Origin of the sequence: Pseudomonas bubulae, from assembly GCF_037023725.1 — a bacterium.
GTDB lineage: Bacteria > Pseudomonadota > Gammaproteobacteria > Pseudomonadales > Pseudomonadaceae > Aquipseudomonas > Aquipseudomonas bubulae.
In genome coordinates, this window is the sequence record NZ_CP146076.1 from 1 (window position 1) to 19,075 (window position 19,075).

Annotated in this window: 20 protein-coding genes and 1 pseudogene; 3 read left to right on the top strand and 18 right to left on the bottom strand. The window is 56.6% G+C overall.

Translation table 11 applies throughout. The features are described 5' to 3' along the window. The first annotated feature begins 1,324 nt into the window (after nt 1-1,324). Nucleotides 1,325-1,744 carry a hypothetical protein gene (locus tag V6L81_RS00005; RefSeq protein WP_073510845.1) on the top strand — a complete coding sequence of 140 codons (420 nt, stop codon included), beginning with the start codon at nt 1,325-1,327 and terminating at the stop codon, nt 1,742-1,744. Between the two features lie 31 nt (nt 1,745-1,775). Here V6L81_RS00005 and V6L81_RS00010 read toward each other — a convergent pair whose 3' ends face one another. From V6L81_RS00010 to V6L81_RS00040, 6 genes are all read right to left on the bottom strand, one after another. Next, nucleotides 1,776-2,024 carry a hypothetical protein gene (locus tag V6L81_RS00010; protein WP_146388026.1) on the bottom strand — a complete coding sequence of 83 codons (249 nt, stop codon included), beginning with the start codon at nt 2,022-2,024 and terminating at the stop codon, nt 1,776-1,778. Further along, nucleotides 2,021-2,281 (bottom strand): hypothetical protein, encoded by a 261-nt coding sequence (locus V6L81_RS00015; protein ID WP_095031318.1) that lies wholly within the window; start codon nt 2,279-2,281, stop codon nt 2,021-2,023. The genes V6L81_RS00010 and V6L81_RS00015 overlap by 4 nt, the downstream gene beginning before the upstream one ends. After that, on the bottom strand, nt 2,278-2,595 hold the full coding sequence (locus tag V6L81_RS00020) for a hypothetical protein (RefSeq protein WP_095026061.1): 318 nt from the start codon (nt 2,593-2,595) through the stop codon (nt 2,278-2,280). The genes V6L81_RS00015 and V6L81_RS00020 overlap by 4 nt, the downstream gene beginning before the upstream one ends. Nucleotides 2,596-2,823: 228 nt before the next feature. Further along, a complete protein-coding gene (locus V6L81_RS00025; RefSeq protein ID WP_106117522.1) occupies nt 2,824-3,327 on the bottom strand; it encodes a hypothetical protein in 504 nt (167 codons plus the stop codon). 2,324 nt (nt 3,328-5,651) lie between these two features. Next, on the bottom strand, nt 5,652-5,915 hold the full coding sequence (locus tag V6L81_RS00035; protein WP_338661099.1) for a hypothetical protein: 264 nt from the start codon (nt 5,913-5,915) through the stop codon (nt 5,652-5,654). Between the two features lie 180 nt (nt 5,916-6,095). Continuing rightward, nucleotides 6,096-6,227, bottom strand: coding sequence for a hypothetical protein (locus V6L81_RS00040; RefSeq protein ID WP_338661100.1), 132 nt, complete (start codon nt 6,225-6,227; stop codon nt 6,096-6,098). A 2,332-nt stretch (nt 6,228-8,559) separates the two neighbouring features. Here V6L81_RS00040 and V6L81_RS00045 point away from each other — a divergent pair. Continuing rightward, the gene (locus tag V6L81_RS00045) at nt 8,560-8,979 is read left to right on the top strand and encodes a hypothetical protein (protein ID WP_073510845.1); all 420 of its coding nucleotides are present in this window, start codon (nt 8,560-8,562) and stop codon (nt 8,977-8,979) included. A gap of 31 nt (nt 8,980-9,010) precedes the next feature. On the opposite strand, the gene V6L81_RS00050 is transcribed toward V6L81_RS00045, so the two are convergent. From V6L81_RS00050 to V6L81_RS00065, 4 genes are all read right to left on the bottom strand, one after another. Next, nucleotides 9,011-9,259, bottom strand: coding sequence for a hypothetical protein (locus tag V6L81_RS00050; RefSeq protein ID WP_146388026.1), 249 nt, complete (start codon nt 9,257-9,259; stop codon nt 9,011-9,013). Continuing rightward, complete coding sequence (locus V6L81_RS00055) at nt 9,256-9,516, bottom strand: hypothetical protein (RefSeq protein WP_095031318.1); 261 nt, start codon at nt 9,514-9,516, stop codon at nt 9,256-9,258. Before V6L81_RS00055 ends, V6L81_RS00050 begins: the two co-directional genes overlap by 4 nt. Then, nucleotides 9,513-9,830: a hypothetical protein gene (locus tag V6L81_RS00060; RefSeq protein ID WP_095026061.1), complete on the bottom strand. Its 318-nt coding sequence runs from the start codon at nt 9,828-9,830 to the stop codon at nt 9,513-9,515. Before V6L81_RS00060 ends, V6L81_RS00055 begins: the two co-directional genes overlap by 4 nt. A 228-nt stretch (nt 9,831-10,058) precedes the next feature. Further along, a complete protein-coding gene (locus tag V6L81_RS00065; protein ID WP_106117522.1) occupies nt 10,059-10,562 on the bottom strand; it encodes a hypothetical protein in 504 nt (167 codons plus the stop codon). Between the two features lie 1,622 nt (nt 10,563-12,184). Here V6L81_RS00065 and V6L81_RS00070 point away from each other — a divergent pair. Beyond that, complete coding sequence (locus V6L81_RS00070) at nt 12,185-12,604, top strand: hypothetical protein (protein ID WP_073510845.1); 420 nt, start codon at nt 12,185-12,187, stop codon at nt 12,602-12,604. A gap of 31 nt (nt 12,605-12,635) precedes the next feature. Here the strand turns inward: V6L81_RS00070 and V6L81_RS00075 are convergent, their stop codons facing one another. The 8 genes and pseudogenes from V6L81_RS00075 to V6L81_RS00110 form a co-directional block, all read right to left on the bottom strand. Continuing rightward, nucleotides 12,636-12,884, bottom strand: a complete 249-nt coding sequence (locus V6L81_RS00075) for a hypothetical protein (protein ID WP_146388026.1) — start codon at nt 12,882-12,884, stop codon at nt 12,636-12,638. Further along, the gene (locus tag V6L81_RS00080; RefSeq protein ID WP_095031318.1) at nt 12,881-13,141 is read right to left on the bottom strand and encodes a hypothetical protein; all 261 of its coding nucleotides are present in this window, start codon (nt 13,139-13,141) and stop codon (nt 12,881-12,883) included. Before V6L81_RS00080 ends, V6L81_RS00075 begins: the two co-directional genes overlap by 4 nt. After that, nucleotides 13,138-13,455, bottom strand: a complete 318-nt coding sequence (locus V6L81_RS00085; protein ID WP_095026061.1) for a hypothetical protein — start codon at nt 13,453-13,455, stop codon at nt 13,138-13,140. Before V6L81_RS00085 ends, V6L81_RS00080 begins: the two co-directional genes overlap by 4 nt. A gap of 228 nt (nt 13,456-13,683) precedes the next feature. Then, entirely contained in the window at nt 13,684-14,187 is a 504-nt protein-coding gene (locus tag V6L81_RS00090; RefSeq protein ID WP_106117522.1) for a hypothetical protein, read from the bottom strand. A 2,068-nt stretch (nt 14,188-16,255) separates the two neighbouring features. Then, on the bottom strand, nt 16,256-16,537 hold the full coding sequence (locus tag V6L81_RS00095; protein WP_338661097.1) for a hypothetical protein: 282 nt from the start codon (nt 16,535-16,537) through the stop codon (nt 16,256-16,258). Between the two features lie 693 nt (nt 16,538-17,230). Continuing rightward, nucleotides 17,231-17,478 (bottom strand): annotated as a pseudogene (locus V6L81_RS00100) (hypothetical protein). Beyond that, complete coding sequence (locus tag V6L81_RS00105) at nt 17,475-17,735, bottom strand: hypothetical protein (protein WP_338661098.1); 261 nt, start codon at nt 17,733-17,735, stop codon at nt 17,475-17,477. The pseudogene V6L81_RS00100 and the gene V6L81_RS00105 overlap by 4 nt, the downstream one beginning before the upstream one ends. Next, nucleotides 17,732-18,049, bottom strand: a complete 318-nt coding sequence (locus tag V6L81_RS00110) for a hypothetical protein (protein ID WP_095026061.1) — start codon at nt 18,047-18,049, stop codon at nt 17,732-17,734. Before V6L81_RS00110 ends, V6L81_RS00105 begins: the two co-directional genes overlap by 4 nt. Nucleotides 18,050-19,075: the final 1,026 nt, after the last annotated feature.

Consider the following 19,075-nt stretch of genomic DNA (forward strand, 5'->3'; position numbering starts at 1 on the left):
ACCGGACCAACCTGGATTCGCGATGTAGCAGTCAAGAAAGGGACAAGGGACCGCAACGAGACGTCGCGCAATAGCAGAATGCAGGTTGGTCCGGCTTTGCCGGGCGCGCACGCGGGTGAATTTTCGAGACAAGCCCGTTCAGGGCGCAGGGGAGGAAAGAGGGTGGAGGCTCGCGCAGCGAGTCGGAACCCTGAAAGCCTGACGGGGCGCTCCCCCGGAAGGTTTGGGCGTCCCGCAGGGCGGCCACGACAGACCGTAGGGATGGCGCGCTGTTGCTCTGCTTTTGTCTTGGATTATCTATGTGGCGTTCTATTGGTCGTTCTATTGCGTTGGCTATTGCTTCAGCAATAGAACGCCAATAGGAGAGGTATAAAGGTGAAAAGGTACAAAAGGGCAAAAAGCCAAGAGCATTCGCGCTACGCGCTCACCAGCTCGACCCCCTAAAGGGGGACCCCCACTCGCTGGGAAAGATCCAAAGCGGGTAATAACCCTGAGAGACAAGAGCACGAGCAATGATGGCTGACGCCAGTCTAAGGCCGCCCACTGGCGGCAATAATGATGGCTACGCGACGCTCTTGATGGCTCCCACTGGCGTGGGAGCCCCTACGATCGGCTTTTAAAAAAAGCGTCTCGCATGACTCCACGCAGTGAGGATTTTGTTCCAGGTGCGATCACCCGGCTCCCACTCCCAACAGGCGTTCCAGACTTTCGGGGATTGTTTACCACTGCGCCCCCTGCCCTCTTCGGCGTCTGGCGGTTGGTGGGTTTTAGGACAGTGACAGCGCCCGTGGTTGGGTTTTTACGCTGCCCTGCCATTGCCTTCTCGCCCTTGCGGGTCGCACCTAACCGGCTATACCGGCTGCCGTGAAGAGATCCCCTTGATCGGCAGCTATTACTTCCCGGGCCCAAAGCATCTTGATTCCAAGCGTCGGGAAGAGGTGTCGGGGGAGGCTGGAAGCTGGACAGACGGGAGTTTTCCCGACAGAATTGGCTTACCAGGTCTCGTTCCCCGCACCGAAAAGCAGAGATTCCCCGAGACCTTGGCCAGAGCGATTGCCGTCGCCGCTGGCCCGAATGAAACCCTGCCTTGGCAGGGTTTTTTCGTTTTAATGCTATGTATCTATTACCCAAAGATATTGCGTTTGCTCGCCCAGCGCAAACCCTGTGTCTTTCACAAGCTGCCGTGTGGGTCTGGCAGCTGTGCTGCCTACCAGCACGGTAGCCAACAAGGTCCACCGGACCGCGTTAGGGAATGATCGGTTAAGTCTCATAAATAGCAGTAGACTGTAGGGCACCCTACAGACAGAACCCGACACTGCCCTACATGGCAAAATTAACCATCGGCCGCATGGCAAAACTCTACGGTTTACACCGTTCAACATTGCATGAGGCCGTGTCTAAAGGCCGCGTAACTGCTGGCCTAGACGGTAAAGGGCAAAAGGTTATCGACCTATCAGAAATGATCCGCGTTTATGGCGAACCACAGGGGATCACCCTACACCGCCCTACACTTGACCCGACACCCTCGCCCTACACTTCCCCTACACCTGAAATGGACGCCTTACACCCAGCCCTACACTCGTTGGTTGAAGAGGTTCGATTGCTGCGTGCAGAGATACAAGAGCTGCAACAATCACTTCGGCTGATCGAGCATAAACCCGAGCCTAAACCTGCATTGCCTCACAACGCGAAGCCAGGGGAAGCCCCTACTTGGGCAAATTTGCTCGACGCTCTCGATAACTAAAAGCCGTGGCCAGTTTCGCGGGCGCGAAACTTCACAGTTCCACCGCAAAGCCTCGCACGCCGAGCCCTTCGGCAAAGCGACCCACCGCCGTTAGGCTGGCCCAGGTACGGATCACTTCGCGCCGTGAGCGCACCGGGATCAGCCTTGAGTGCGGCCCGCCGAGGCGTACCGAAAAAGTCCATTTCAATCGACTGACATCGCGGCCCACGACAAACTCCCTGACCGCGTTCTGTTGCACCAGGTGCTGTAGCGCGTCTTCGTGAATCCCGTCCCCGATCACAGCAGCAACGCCGTGACGCGCGCCTGAGCGGCGTCATCAATGATCAGGTACAGGCTTTCAATCTCGGCCGGCTTAAGCACCTTGAGCTCTTCCAGCATCTCAACAAAACCTTGCGCCCGCTCGCTGGCCAGATGCACCTGCAGGGTGTCGGCGGCGAGCTCGATGGCAGTCATTCGACGGCGCAGTGTGGCCAGCACTTCAGGCGACGTACTGATCGCGGCTAACGGGTCGCTGCCGTTACCGTAACGGCCGCTCATTCGGGCACCACTCCGGACGGGCCGCCCAAGGTGGCGGCTTCGCAGGCAAACGCTGCCGCCTGTGGTGGGGTCAGCGCTCCGGCGGCGACCACGGCGTTTAACCAGTCCCAGAATCGAGTTACACAGCGCGTCTGCTGCTCAGCCACTTCCTGCAGGTGATCCAATAATTGCGCCTCCAACGCCTCAATCGAGGTGGCCAGCACTTGCGGCTGCAGCTCCAGGGCGATGCGCTCAAGCAGTGCGCCAGTGTCCGGGGACAGCGTGCGCAGGTCGCGCAAACGGCGCTCATAAGACGGCGTGACGGGTAACGGCATGGCAGGGGTGTCCTTATCCGAGTCAGTGGCCCCCAGTGCGTAAAACCACAGTATGGGGTTCTGGAGTACCAGTGTGGGGGGATGTGGTATCCGTGCCCACAAAAAAAAACCCCACGCTCGGCTTGAGTGTAGGGGGCTTTTGAACATAAGCGGCGTTATTCGTACCTCCGGTTACCCAAGCGAGACAAGATATAGATCAACGATGTCTAATTTGGGCGATCACACTCATCATCGACTTAGCTTTAAGGCCTTCTTCCACGCTTCCTTGAAACCTTTCAGGGACACCGTCCCATTTGTGTAACCAACCCGCATCCTAGCCACATTTCCACTCATCATTTGCCGTAAGGCTTCGCCATTTTTCGCGACCTTATTACATGAGCCTGGATCCTCAACAGGAGTGAGTGGAATAGCCTTATTTCCGTCCACCGACACACTACTCAGGTCATAGTCACATGATGGCCAGTACATATCACCGAGAAATCCAACGGAAGGGCTCAGCGTCACGAGTCGACCACCGAAAATGGTGAATCCGATGGTTAGGTCAGTTTTCGGGGGAAATGGAGACCCTGGCTTCGGGGTATCTTTGAAGTCAGTTCTAACTCCGATCTGTGTAACGGTATCCATATCATCGTGGAACACTTTGACTCGCCAGTCTCCAAACGACTCCCAGTCGTCAGCGTAGCTGTTCGCCGAAGTTAATAGAAAAAACACAGCTAGAATTCGCTTGTTCACTACGATTTTATCTCCTGATAAATAATCTAAATTGCGCTCCCAGTTAAGCCCGGCAAATATCACCTACAACGAACAATTGAATGGGGCCAGTAAATCGTCCAGAGCGGCTAAGGCCGCTCTGATAGACCGCCGTCGAAGACGGCGAAGTAGCCTGACAGAAACTCCCCGAGCCCACGAGGGGAGTTAGGAAAAATGGCCCCAAGGCCAAATTTTTCCGATCTGCCTTGGTGCAGCCCGTACAGGGCGTAACCAAGGTGCGAAGCATCAGGCCGCACCGCTTGCGTGCGCGTCAGGTGAAACCGGACCAACCTGGATTCGCGATGTAGCAGTCAAGAAAGGGACAAGGGACCGCAACGAGACGTCGCGCAATAGCAGAATGCAGGTTGGTCCGGCTTTGCCGGGCGCGCACGCGGGTGAATTTTCGAGACAAGCCCGTTCAGGGCGCAGGGGAGGAAAGAGGGTGGAGGCTCGCGCAGCGAGTCGGAACCCTGAAAGCCTGACGGGGCGCTCCCCCGGAAGGTTTGGGCGTCCCGCAGGGCGGCCACGACAGACCGTAGGGATGGCGCGCTGTTGCTCTGCTTTTGTCTTGGATTATCTATGTGGCGTTCTATTGGTCGTTCTATTGCGTTGGCTATTGCTTCAGCAATAGAACGCCAATAGGAGAGGTATAAAGGTGAAAAGGTACAAAAGGGCAAAAAGCCAAGAGCATTCGCGCTACGCGCTCACCAGCTCGACCCCCTAAAGGGGGACCCCCACTCGCTGGGAAAGATCCAAAGCGGGTAATAACCCTGAGAGACAAGAGCACGAGCAATGATGGCTGACGCCAGTCTAAGGCCGCCCACTGGCGGCAATAATGATGGCTACGCGACGCTCTTGATGGCTCCCACTGGCGTGGGAGCCCCTACGATCGGCTTTTAAAAAAAGCGTCTCGCATGACTCCACGCAGTGAGGATTTTGTTCCAGGTGCGATCACCCGGCTCCCACTCCCAACAGGCGTTCCAGACTTTCGGGGATTGTTTACCACTGCGCCCCCTGCCCTCTTCGGCGTCTGGCGGTTGGTGGGTTTTAGGACAGTGACAGCGCCCGTGGTTGGGTTTTTACGCTGCCCTGCCATTGCCTTCTCGCCCTTGCGGGTCGCACCTAACCGGCTATACCGGCTGCCGTGAAGAGATCCCCTTGATCGGCAGCTATTACTTCCCGGCTCGAAAGCATCTTGATTTCGAGCGTCGGGAAGAGGTGTCGGGGGAGGCTGGAAGCTGGACAGACGGGAGTTTTCCCGACAGAATTGGCTTACCAGGTCTGTTCCCCGCACCGAAAAGCAGAGATTCCCCAGACCTTGGCCAGAGCGATTGCCGTCGCCGCTGGCCCAACGAAACCCTGCCTTGGCAGGGTTTTTTCGTTTTAATGCTATGTATCTATTACCCAACAGATTGCGTTTGCTCGCCCAGCGCAAACCCTGTGTCTTTCACAAGCTGCCGTGTGGGTCTGGCAGCTGTGCTGCCTACCAGCACGGTAGCCAACAAGGTCCACCGGACCGCGTTAGGGAATGATCGGTTAAGTCTCATAAATAGCAGTAGACTGTAGGGCACCCTACAGACAGAACCCGACACTGCCCTACATGGCAAAATTAACCATCGGCCGCATGGCAAAACTCTACGGTTTACACCGTTCAACATTGCATGAGGCCGTGTCGAGGCCGCGTAACTGCTGGCCTAGACGGTAAAGGGCAAAAGGTTATCGACCTATCAAGAACTGATCCGCGTTTATGGCGAACCACAGGGGATCACCCTACACCGCCCTACACTTGACACCTGACACCCTCGCCCTACACTTCCCCTACACCTGAAATGGACGCCTTACACCCAGCCCGACACTGTCGGTTGAAGAGGTTCGATTGCTGCGTGCAGAGATACAAGAAGAGCTGCAACAATCACTTCGGCTGATCGAGCATAAACCCGAGCCTAAACCTGCATTGCCTCACAACGCGAAGCCAGAGGGAAGCCCACTACTGGGGCAAATCGGCTCGACGCTCTCGATAACTGAAAAGCCGTGGCCAGTTTCGCGGGCGCTAGACTCTCCAACAGTTCCACCGCAAAGCCTCGCACGCCGAGCCCTTCGGCAAAGCGACCCACCGCCGGTTAGGCTGGCCCAGGTACGCATCACTTCGCGCCGTGAGCGCACCTGGATCAGCCTTGAGTGCGGCCCGCCGAGGCGTACCGAAAAAGTCCATTTCAATCGACTGACATCGCGGCCCACGCACAAACTCCCTACGGCGTTCTGTTGCACCAGGTGCTGTAGCGCGTCTTCGTGAATCCCGTCCCCGATCACAGCAACAACGCCGTGACGCGCGCCTGAGCCGGCGGGTCACCAATGATCAGGTACAGGCTTTCAATCTCGGCCGGCTTAAGGACCTTGAGCTCTTCCAGCATCTCAACAAAACCTTGCTGTCGTCCGCTGGCCAGATGCACCTGCAGGGTGTCGCCGGCCAGCTCGATGGCAGTCATTCGACGGCGCAGTGTGGCCAGCACTTCAGGCGACGTACTGATCGCGGCTAACGGGTCGCTGCCGTTACCGTAACGGCCGCTCATTCGGGCACCACTCCGGATGGCTGCCCAAGGTGGCGGCTTCGCAGGCAACGCTGCCGCTGTGGTGGGGTCAGCGCTCCGGCGGCGACCACGGCGTTTAACCAGTCCCAGAATCGAGTTACACAGCGCGTCTGCTGCTCAGCCACTTCCTGCAGGTGATCCAATAATTGCGCCTCCAACGCCTCAATCCGAGGTGGCCAGCACTTGCGGCTGCAGCTCCAGGGCGATGCGCTCAAGCAGTGCGCCAGTGTCCGGGGACAGCGTGCGCAGGTCGCGCAAACGGCGCTCATAAGACGGCGTGACGGGTAACGGCATGGCAGGGGTGTCCTTATCCGAGTCAGTGGCCCCCAGTGCGTAAAACCACAGTATGGGGTTCTGGAGTACGAGTGTGGGGACATGGTATCCGTGCCCACAAAAAAAAACCCCACGCTCGGCTTGAGTGTAGGGGGCTTTTGAACATAAGCGGCGTTATTCGTACCTCCGGTTACCCAAGCGAGACAAGATATGATCAACGATGTCTAATTTGGGCCATCACACTCATCATCGACTTAGCTTTAAGGCCTTCTTCCACGCTTCCTTGAAACCTTTCAGGCACACCGTCCCATTTGTGTAACCAACCCGCATCCTAGCCACATTTCCACTCATCATTTGCCGTAAGGCTTCGCGATTTTCGCGACCTTATTACATGACCTGGACCTCAACAGGAGTGAGTGGAATAGCCTTATTTCCGTCCACCGACACACTACCAGGTCATAGTCACATGATGGCCAGTACATATCACCGAGAAATCCAACGGAAGGGCTCAGCGTCACGAGTCGACCACCCAAAATGGTGAATCCGATGGTTAGGTCAGTTTTCGGGGGAAATGGAGACCCTGGCTTCGGGGTATCTTTGAAGTCACTTCTAACTCCGATCTGTGTAACGGTATCCATATCATCGTGGAACACTTTGACTCGCCAGTCTCCAAACGACTCCCAGTCGTCAGCGTAGCTGTTCGCCGAAGTTAATAGAAAAAACACAGCTAGAATTCGCTTGTTCACTACGATTTTATCTCCTGATAAATAATCTAAATTGCGCTCCCAGTCAAGCCCGGCAAATATCACCTACAACGAACAATTGAATCGGGCCAGTATGTCCAGAGCGGCTAAGGCCGCTCTGATAGACCGCCGTCGAAGACGGCGAAGTAGCCTGCAGAAACTCCCCGAGCCCACGAGGGGGAGTTAGGAAAAATGGCCCCAAGGCCAAATTTTTCCGATCTGCCTTGGTGCAGCCCGTACAGGGCGTAACCAAGGTGCGAAGCATCAGGCTACTGCTTGCGTGCGCGTCAGGTGAAACCGGACCAACCTGGATTCGCGATGTAGCAGTCAAGAAGGGAAACAAGGGACCGCAACGAGACGTCGCGCAATAGCAGAATGCAGGTTGGTCCGGCTTTGCCGAGCGCGCACGCGGGTGAATTTTCGAGACAAGCCCGTTCAGGGCGCAGGGGAGGAAAGAGGGTGGAGGCTGCGCAGCGAGTCGAACCCGAAAGCCTGACGGGGCGCTCCCCCAAGGTTTGGGCGTCCCGCAGGGCGGCCACGACAGACCGTAGGGATGGCGCGCTGTTGCTCTGCTTTTGTCTTGGATTATCTATGTGGCGTTCTATTGGTCGTTTATTGCGTTGGCTATTGCTTCAGCAATAGAACGCCAATAGGAGAGGATAAAGGTGAAAAGGTACAAAAAGGGCAAAAAGCCAAGAGCATTCGCGCTACGCGCTCACCAGCTCGACCCCCGTGAGGGGGACCCCCACTCGCTGGGAAAGATCCAAAGCGGGTAATAACCCTGAGAGACAAGAGCACTGAGCAATGATGGCTGACGCCAGTCTGAGGCCGCCCACTGGCGGCGATAATGGCTACGCGACGCTCTGATGGCTCCCCACTGGCGTGGGAGCCCCTACGATCGGCTTTTAAAAAAAGCGTCTCGCATGACTCCACGCAGTCGGCAGGATCGTTCCAGGTGCGATCACCGGCTCCCACTCCCAACAGGCGTTCCAGACTTTCGGGGATTGTTTACCACTGCGCCCCCTGCCCTCTTCGGCGTCTGGCGGTTGGTGGGTTTTAGGACAGTGACAGCGCCCGTGGTTGGGTTTTTACGCTGCCCTGCCATTGCCTTCTCGCCCTTGCGGGTCGCACCTAACCGGCTATACCCGGCTGCCGTGAAGATATTCCTTTAATGACCCTATCACTTCCGGCCCAAAGCATCTTGATTCCAAGCGTCGGGAAGAGGTGTCGGGGGAGGCTGGAAGCTGGACAGACGGGAGTTTTCCCGACAGAATTGGCTTACCAGGTCTCGTTCCCCGCACCGAAAAGCAGAGATTCCCCGAGACCTTGGCCAGAGCGATTGCCGTCGCCGCTGGCCCGAATGAAACCCTGCCTTGGCAGGGTTTTTTCGTTTTAATGCTATGTATCTATTACCCAAAGATATTGCGTTTGCTCGCCCAGCGCAAACCCTGTGTCTTTCACAAGCTGCCGTGTGGGTCTGGCAGCTGTGCTGCCTACCAGCACGGTAGCCAACAAGGTCCACCGGACCGCGTTAGGGAATGATCGGTTAAGTCTCATAAATAGCAGTAGACTGTAGGGCACCCTACAGACAGAACCCGACACTGCCCTACATGGCAAAATTAACCATCGGCCGCATGGCAAAACTCTACGGTTTACACCGTTCAACATTGCATGAGGCCGTGTCTAAAGGCCGCGTAACTGCTGGCCTAGACGGTAAAGGGCAAAAGGTTATCGACCTATCAGAAATGATCCGCGTTTATGGCGAACCACAGGGGATCACCCTACACCGCCCTACACTTGACCCGACACCCTCGCCCTACACTTCCCCTACACCTGAAATGGACGCCTTACACCCAGCCCTACACTCGTTGGTTGAAGAGGTTCGATTGCTGCGTGCAGAGATACAAGAGCTGCAACAATCACTTCGGCTGATCGAGCATAAACCCGAGCCTAAACCTGCATTGCCTCACAACGCGAAGCCAGGGGAAGCCCCTACTTGGGCAAATTTGCTCGACGCTCTCGATAACTAAAAGCCGTGGCCAGTTTCGCGGGCGCGAAACTTCACAGTTCCACCGCAAAGCCTCGCACGCCGAGCCCTTCGGCAAAGCGACCCACCGCCGTTAGGCTGGCCCAGGTACGGATCACTTCGCGCCGTGAGCGCACCGGGATCAGCCTTGAGTGCGGCCCGCCGAGGCGTACCGAAAAAGTCCATTTCAATCGACTGACATCGCGGCCCACGACAAACTCCCTGACCGCGTTCTGTTGCACCAGGTGCTGTAGCGCGTCTTCGTGAATCCCGTCCCCGATCACAGCAGCAACGCCGTGACGCGCGCCTGAGCGGCGTCATCAATGATCAGGTACAGGCTTTCAATCTCGGCCGGCTTAAGCACCTTGAGCTCTTCCAGCATCTCAACAAAACCTTGCGCCCGCTCGCTGGCCAGATGCACCTGCAGGGTGTCGGCGGCGAGCTCGATGGCAGTCATTCGACGGCGCAGTGTGGCCAGCACTTCAGGCGACGTACTGATCGCGGCTAACGGGTCGCTGCCGTTACCGTAACGGCCGCTCATTCGGGCACCACTCCGGACGGGCCGCCCAAGGTGGCGGCTTCGCAGGCAAACGCTGCCGCCTGTGGTGGGGTCAGCGCTCCGGCGGCGACCACGGCGTTTAACCAGTCCCAGAATCGAGTTACACAGCGCGTCTGCTGCTCAGCCACTTCCTGCAGGTGATCCAATAATTGCGCCTCCAACGCCTCAATCGAGGTGGCCAGCACTTGCGGCTGCAGCTCCAGGGCGATGCGCTCAAGCAGTGCGCCAGTGTCCGGGGACAGCGTGCGCAGGTCGCGCAAACGGCGCTCATAAGACGGCGTGACGGGTAACGGCATGGCAGGGGTGTCCTTATCCGAGTCAGTGGCCCCCAGTGCGTAAAACCACAGTATGGGGTTCTGGAGTACCAGTGTGGGGGGATGTGGTATCCGTGCCCACAAAAAAAAACCCCACGCTCGGCTTGAGTGTAGGGGGCTTTTGAACATAAGCGGCGTTATTCGTACCTCCGGTTACCCAAGCGAGACAAGATATAGATCAACGATGTCTAATTTGGGCGATCACACTCATCATCGACTTAGCTTTAAGGCCTTCTTCCACGCTTCCTTGAAACCTTTCAGGGACACCGTCCCATTTGTGTAACCAACCCGCATCCTAGCCACATTTCCACTCATCATTTGCCGTAAGGCTTCGCCATTTTTCGCGACCTTATTACATGAGCCTGGATCCTCAACAGGAGTGAGTGGAATAGCCTTATTTCCGTCCACCGACACACTACTCAGGTCATAGTCACATGATGGCCAGTACATATCACCGAGAAATCCAACGGAAGGGCTCAGCGTCACGAGTCGACCACCGAAAATGGTGAATCCGATGGTTAGGTCAGTTTTCGGGGGAAATGGAGACCCTGGCTTCGGGGTATCTTTGAAGTCAGTTCTAACTCCGATCTGTGTAACGGTATCCATATCATCGTGGAACACTTTGACTCGCCAGTCTCCAAACGACTCCCAGTCGTCAGCGTAGCTGTTCGCCGAAGTTAATAGAAAAAACACAGCTAGAATTCGCTTGTTCACTACGATTTTATCTCCTGATAAATAATCTAAATTGCGCTCCCAGTTAAGCCCGGCAAATATCACCTACAACGAACAATTGAATGGGGCCAGTAAATCGTCCAGAGCGGCTAAGGCCGCTCTGATAGACCGCCGTCGAAGACGGCGAAGTAGCCTGACAGAAACTCCCCGAGCCCACGAGGGGAGTTAGGAAAAATGGCCCCAAGGCCAAATTTTTCCGATCTGCCTTGGTGCAGCCCGTACAGGGCGTAACCAAGGTGCGAAGCATCAGGCCGCACCGCTTGCGTGCGCGTCAGGTGAAACCGGACCAACCTGGATTCGCGATGTAGCAGTCAAGAAAGGGACAAGGGACCGCAACGAGACGTCGCGCAATAGCAGAATGCAGGTTGGTCCGGCTTTGCCGGGCGCGCACGCGGGTGAATTTTCGAGACAAGCCCGTTCAGGGCGCAGGGGAGGAAAGAGGGTGGAGGCTCGCGCAGCGAGTCGGAACCCTGAAAGCCTGACGGGGCGCTCCCCCGGAAGGTTTGGGCGTCCCGCAGGGCGGCCACGACAGACCGTAGGGATGGCGCGCTGTTGCTCTGCTTTTGTCTTGGATTATCTATGTGGCGTTCTATTGGTCGTTCTATTGCGTTGGCTATTGCTTCAGCAATAGAACGCCAATAGGAGAGGTATAAAGGTGAAAAGGTACAAAAGGGCAAAAAGCCAAGAGCATTCGCGCTACGCGCTCACCAGCTCGACCCCCTAAAGGGGGACCCCCACTCGCTGGGAAAGATCCAAAGCGGGTAATAACCCTGAGAGACAAGAGCACGAGCAATGATGGCTGACGCCAGTCTAAGGCCGCCCACTGGCGGCAATAATGATGGCTACGCGACGCTCTTGATGGCTCCCACTGGCGTGGGAGCCCCTACGATCGGCTTTTAAAAAAAGCGTCTCGCATGACTCCACGCAGTGAGGATTTTGTTCCAGGTGCGATCACCCGGCTCCCACTCCCAACAGGCGTTCCAGACTTTCGGGGATTGTTTACCACTGCGCCCCCTGCCCTCTTCGGCGTCTGGCGGTTGGTGGGTTTTAGGACAGTGACAGCGCCCGTGGTTGGGTTTTTACGCTGCCCTGCCATTGCCTTCTCGCCCTTGCGGGTCGCACCTAACCGGCTATACCGGCTGCCGTGAAGAGATCCCCTTGATCGGCAGCTATTACTTCCCGGGCCCAAAGCATCTTGATTCCAAGCGTCGGGAAGAGGTGTCGGGGGAGGCTGGAAGCTGGACAGACGGGAGTTTTCCCGACAGAATTGGCTTACCAGGTCTCGTTCCCCGCACCGAAAAGCAGAGATTCCCCGAGACCTTGGCCAGAGCGATTGCCGTCGCCGCTGGCCCGAATGAAACCCTGCCTTGGCAGGGTTTTTTCGTTTTAATGCTATGTATCTATTACCCAAAGATATTGCGTTTGCTCGCCCAGCGCAAACCCTGTGTCTTTCACAAGCTGCCGTGTGGGTCTGGCAGCTGTGCTGCCTACCAGCACGGTAGCCAACAAGGTCCACCGGACCGCGTTAGGGAATGATCGGTTAAGTCTCATAAATAGCAGTAGACTGTAGGGCACCCTACAGACAGAACCCGACACTGCCCTACATGGCAAAATTAACCATCGGCCGCATGGCAAAACTCTACGGTTTACACCGTTCAACATTGCATGAGGCCGTGTCTAAAGGCCGCGTAACTGCTGGCCTAGACGGTAAAGGGCAAAAGGTTATCGACCTATCAGAAATGATCCGCGTTTATGGCGAACCACAGGGGATCACCCTACACCGCCCTACACTTGACCCGACACCCTCGCCCTACACTTCCCCTACACCTGAAATGGACGCCTTACACCCAGCCCTACACTCGTTGGTTGAAGAGGTTCGATTGCTGCGTGCAGAGATACAAGAGCTGCAACAATCACTTCGGCTGATCGAGCATAAACCCGAGCCTAAACCTGCATTGCCTCACAACGCGAAGCCAGGGGAAGCCCCTACTTGGGCAAATTTGCTCGACGCTCTCGATAACTAAAAGCCGTGGCCAGTTTCGCGGGCGCGAAACTTCACAGTTCCACCGCAAAGCCTCGCACGCCGAGCCCTTCGGCAAAGCGACCCACCGCCGTTAGGCTGGCCCAGGTACGGATCACTTCGCGCCGTGAGCGCACCGGGATCAGCCTTGAGTGCGGCCCGCCGAGGCGTACCGAAAAAGTCCATTTCAATCGACTGACATCGCGGCCCACGACAAACTCCCTGACCGCGTTCTGTTGCACCAGGTGCTGTAGCGCGTCTTCGTGAATCCCGTCCCCGATCACAGCAGCAACGCCGTGACGCGCGCCTGAGCGGCGTCATCAATGATCAGGTACAGGCTTTCAATCTCGGCCGGCTTAAGCACCTTGAGCTCTTCCAGCATCTCAACAAAACCTTGCGCCCGCTCGCTGGCCAGATGCACCTGCAGGGTGTCGGCGGCGAGCTCGATGGCAGTCATTCGACGGCGCAGTGTGGCCAGCACTTCAGGCGACGTACTGATCGCGGCTAACGGGTCGCTGCCGTTACCGTAACGGCCGCTCATTCGGGCACCACTCCGGACGGGCCGCCCAAGGTGGCGGCTTCGCAGGCAAACGCTGCCGCCTGTGGTGGGGTCAGCGCTCCGGCGGCGACCACGGCGTTTAACCAGTCCCAGAATCGAGTTACACAGCGCGTCTGCTGCTCAGCCACTTCCTGCAGGTGATCCAATAATTGCGCCTCCAACGCCTCAATCGAGGTGGCCAGCACTTGCGGCTGCAGCTCCAGGGCGATGCGCTCAAGCAGTGCGCCAGTGTCCGGGGACAGCGTGCGCAGGTCGCGCAAACGGCGCTCATAAGACGGCGTGACGGGTAACGGCATGGCAGGGGTGTCCTTATCCGAGTCAGTGGCCCCCAGTGCGTAAAACCACAGTATGGGGTTCTGGAGTACCAGTGTGGGGGGATGTGGTATCCGTGCCCACAAAAAAAAACCCCACGCTCGGCTTGAGTGTAGGGGGCTTTTGAACATAAGCGGCGTTATTCGTACCTCCGGTTACCCAAGCGAGACAAGATATAGATCAACGATGTCTAATTTGGGCGATCACACTCATCATCGACTTAGCTTTAAGGCCTTCTTCCACGCTTCCTTGAAACCTTTCAGGGACACCGTCCCATTTGTGTAACCAACCCGCATCCTAGCCACATTTCCACTCATCATTTGCCGTAAGGCTTCGCCATTTTTCGCGACCTTATTACATGAGCCTGGATCCTCAACAGGAGTGAGTGGAATAGCCTTATTTCCGTCCACCGACACACTACTCAGGTCATAGTCACATGATGGCCAGTACATATCACCGAGAAATCCAACGGAAGGGCTCAGCGTCACGAGTCGACCACCGAAAATGGTGAATCCGATGGTTAGGTCAGTTTTCGGGGGAAATGGAGACCCTGGCTTCGGGGTATCTTTGAAGTCAGTTCTAACTCCGATCTGTGTAACGGTATCCATATCATCGTGGAACACTTTGACTCGCCAGTCTCCAAACGACTCCCAGTCGTCAGCGTAGCTGTTCGCCGAAGTTAATAGAAAAAACACAGCTAGAATTCGCTTGTTCACTACGATTTTATCTCCTGATAAATAATCTAAATTGCGCTCCCAGTTAAGCCCGGCAAATATCACCTACAACGAACAATTGAATGGGGCCAGTAAATCGTCCAGAGCGGCTAAGGCCGCTCTGATAGACCGCCGTCGAAGACGGCGAAGTAGCCTGACAGAAACTCCCCGAGCCCACGAGGGGAGTTAGGAAAAATGGCCCCAAGGCCAAATTTTTCCGATCTGCCTTGGTGCAGCCCGTACAGGGCGTAACCAAGGTGCGAAGCATCAGGCCGCACACGCTTGCGTGCGCGTCAGGTGAAACCGGACCAACCTGGATTCGCGATGTAGCAGTCAAGAAAGGGACAAGGGACCGCAACGAGACGTCGCGCAATAGCAGAATGCAGGTTGGTCCGGCTTTGCCGGGCGCGCACGCGGGTGAATTTTCGAGACAAGCCCGTTCAGGGCGCAGGGGAGGAAAGAGGGTGGAGGCTCGCGCAGCGAGTCGGAACCCTGAAAGCCTGACGGGGCGCTCCCCCGGAAGGTTTGGGCGTCCCGCAGGGCGGCCACGACAGACCGTAGGGATGGCGCGCTGTTGCTCTGCTTTTGTCTTGGATTATCTATGTGGCGTTCTATTGGTCGTTCTATCGCGTTGGCTATTGCTTCAGCAATAGAACGCCAATAGGAGAGGTATAAAGGTGAAAAGGTACAAAAGGGCAAAAAGCCAAGAGCATTCGCGCTACGCGCTCACCAGCTCGACCCCCTAAAGGGGGACCCCCACTCGCTGGGAAAGATCCAAAGCGGGTAATAACCCTGAGAGACAAGAGCACGAGCAATGATGGCTGACGCCAGTCTAAGGCCGCCCACTGGCGGCAATAATGATGGCTACGCGACGTCTTGATGGCTCCCACTGGCGTGGGAGCCCCTACGATCGGCTTTTAAAAAAAGCGTCTCGCATGACTCCACGCAGCGGCCATCCCGTTCCAGGTGCGATCACCCGGCTCCCACTCCCAACAGGCGTTCCAGACTTTCGGGGATCGTTTACCACTGCGCCCCCTGCCCTCTTCGGCGTCTGGCGGTTGGTGGGTTTTAGGACAGTGACAGCGCCCGTGGTTGGGTTTTTACGCTGCCCTGCCATTGCCTTCTCGCCCTTGCGGTATGAACCCGTAACCGGCTATACCGGCTGCCGTGAAGAGATCCCCTTGATCGGCAGCTATTACTTCCCGGGCCCAAAGCATCTTGATTCCAAGCGTCGGGAAGAGGTGTCGGGGGAGGCTGGAAGCTGGACAGACGGGAGTTTTCCCGACAGAATTGGCTTACGAGGTTCCGTCCCCACGGAAAAGCAAAACATTCCCCGGTCTCCTGGCGCAGAGCGATTGCCGTCGCCGCTGGCCCCTACGAAACCCTGCCTTGGCAGGGTTTTTTCGTTTTAATGCTATGTATCTATTACCCAAAGATATTGCGTTTGCTCGCCCAGCGCAAACCCTGTGTCTTTCACAAGCTGCCGTGTGGGTCTGGCAGCTGTGCTGCCTACCAGCACGGTAGCCAACAAGGTCCACCGGACCGCGTTAGGGAATGATCGGTTAAGTCTCATAAATAGCAGTAGACTGTAGGGCACCCTACAGACAGAACCCGACACTGCCCTACATGGCAAAATTAACCATTGGCCGCATGGCAAAACTCTACGGTTTACACCGTTCAACATTGCATGAGGCCGTGTCTAAAGGCCGCGTAACTGCTGGCCTAGACGGTAAAGGGCAAAAGGTTATCGACCTATCAGAAATGATCCGCGTTTATGGCGAACCACAGGGGATCACCCTACACCGCCCTACACTTACCGACACCCTCGCCCTACACTTCCCCTACACCTGAAATGGACGCCTTACACCCAGCCCTACACTCGTTGGTTGAGAGGTTCGATTGCTGCGTGCAGAGATACAAGAGCTGCAACAATCACTTCGGCTGATCGAGCATAAACCCGAGCCTAAACCTGCATTGCCTCACAACGCGAAGCCAGGGAAGCCCCTACTTGGGCAAATTTGCTCGACGCTCTCGATAACTAAAAGCCGTGGCCAGTTTCCGGCGCGAAACTTCACAGTTCCACCGCAAAGCCTCGCACGCCGAGCCCTTCGGCAAAGCGACCCACCGCCGTTAGGCTGGCCCAGGTACGGATCACTTCGCGCCGTGAGCGCACCGGGATCAGCCTTGAGCGCGGCCCGCCCAGGCGTACCGAAAAAGTCCATTTCAATCGACTGACATCGCGGCCCACGACAAACTCCCTGACCGCGTTCTGTTGCACCAGGTGCTGTAGCGCGTCTTCGTGAATCCCGTCCCCATCAGAACAACGCCGTGACGCGCGCCTGAGCGGCGTCATCAATGATCAGGTACAGGCTTTCAATCTCGGCCGGCTTAAGCTATTACCCAAAGATATTGCGTTTGCTCGCCCAGCGCAAACCCTGTGTCTTTCACAAGCTGCCGTGTGGGTCTGGCAGCTGTGCTGCCTACCAGCACGGTAGCCAACAAGGTCCACCGGACCGCGTTAGGGAATGATCGGTTAAGTACATAAATAGCAGTAGACTGTAGGGCACCCTACAGACAGAACCCGACACTGCCCTACATGGCAAAATTAACCATCGGCCACATGGCAAAACTCTACGGTTTACACCATTCAACAACGTCATGAGGCCGTGTCTAAAGGCCGCGTAACTGCTGGCCTAGACGGTAAAGGGCAAAAGGTTATCGACCTATCAGAAATGATCCGCGTTTATGGCAAACCACAGGGGATCACCCTACACCGCCCTACACTGACCCGACACCCTCGCCCTACACTTCCCCTACACCTGAAATGGACGCCTTACACCCAGCCCTACACTCGTTGGTTGAAGAGGTTCGATTGCTGCGTGCAGAGATACAAGAGCTGCAACAATCACTTCGGCTGATCGAGCATAAACCCGAGCCTAAACCTGCATTGCCTCACAACGCGAAGCCGGGGAAGCCCCTACTTGGGCAAATTTGCTCGACGCTCTCGATAACTAAAAGCCGTGGCCAGTTTCGCGGGCGCGAAAGCTCACAGTTCCACCGCAAAGCCTCGCACGCCGAGCCCTTCGGCAAAGCGACCCACCGCCGTTAGGCTGGCCCAGGTACGGATCACTTCGCGCCGTGAGCGCACCGGGATCACCTTGCGAGGTCGCCGCCGAGGCGTACCGAAAAAGTCCATTTCAATCGACTGACATCGCGGCCCACGACAAACTCCCTGACCGCGTTCTGTTGCACCAGGTACTGTAGCGCGTCTTCGTGAATCCCGTCCCCGATCACAGCAGCAACGCCGTGACGCGCGCCTGAGCGGCGTCATCAATGATCAGGTACAGGCTTTCAATCTCGGCCGGCTTAAGCACCTTGAGCTCTTCCAGCATCTCAACAAAACCTTGCGCCCGCTCGCTGGCCAGATGCACCTGCAGGGTGTCGGCGGCGAGCTGGATGGCAGTCATTCGACGGCGCAGTGTGGCCAGCACTTCAGGCGACGTACTGATCGCGGCTAACGGGTCGCTGCCGTTACCGTAACGGCCGCTCATTCGGGCACCACTCCGGACGGGCCGCCCAAGGTGGCGGCTTCGCAGGCAAACGCTGCCGCCTGTGGTGGGGTCAGCGCTCCGGCGGCGACCACGGCGTTTAACCAGTCCCAGAATCGAGTTACACAGCGCGTCTGCTGCTCAGCCACTTCCTGCAGGTGATCCAATAATTGCGCCTCCAACGCCTCAATCGAGGTGGCCAGCACTTGCGGCTGCAGCTCCAGGGCGATGCGCTCAAGCAGTGCGCCAGTGTCCGGGGACAGCGTGCGCAGGTCGCGCAAACGGCGCTCATAAGACGGCGTGACGGGTAACGGCATGGCAGGGGTGTCCTTATCCGAGTCAGTGGCCCCCAGTGCGTAAAACCACAGTATGGGGTTCTGGAGTACCAGTGTGGGGGGATGTGGTATCCGTGCCCACAAAAAAAAACCCCACGCTCGGCTTGAGTGTAGGGGGCTTTTGAACATAAGCGGCGTTATTCGTACCTCCGGTTACCCGAGCAACAAGATATAGATCAACGATGTCTAATCTGGGCGATCACACTCATCATCGACTTTAGCTTTAAGGCCTTCTTCCACGCTTCCTTGAAACCTTTAGGGACACCGTCCCATTTGTGTAACCAACCCGCATCCTAGCCACATTTCCACTCATCATTTGCCGTAAGGCTTCGCCATTTTTCGCGACCTTATTACATGAGCCTGGATCCTCAACAGGAGTGAGTGGAATAGCCTTATTTCCGTCCACCGACACACTACTCAGGTCATAGTCACATGATGGCCAGTACATATCACCGAGAAATCCAACGGAAGGGCTCAGCGTCACGAGTCGACCACCGAAAATGGTGAATCCGATGGTTAGGTCAGTTTTCGGGGGAAATGGGAGACCCTGGCTTCGGGGTATCTTTGAAGTCAGTTCTAACTTCGATCTGTGTAACGGTATCCATATCATCGTGGAACACTTTGACTCGCCAGTCTCCAAACGACTCCCAGTAGTTAGCGTCGCTGCTCGCCGAAGTTAATAGAAAAAACACAGCTAGAATTCGCTTGTTCACTACGATTTTATCTCCTGATAAATAATCTAAATTGCGCTCCCAGTTAAGCCCGGCAAATATCACCTACAACGAACAATTGAATGGGGCCAGTAAATCGTCCAGAGCGGCTAAGGCCGCTCTGATAGACCGCCGTCGAAGACGGCGAAGTAGCCTGACAGAAACTTGCCGACCCACGAGGGAAGTTGGAAGATCGCCCCAAGGCCAAATTTTTCCGATCTGCCTTGGTGCAGCCCGTACAGGGCGTAACCAAGGTGCGAAGCATCAGGCCGCACCGCTTGCGTGCGCGTCAGGTGAA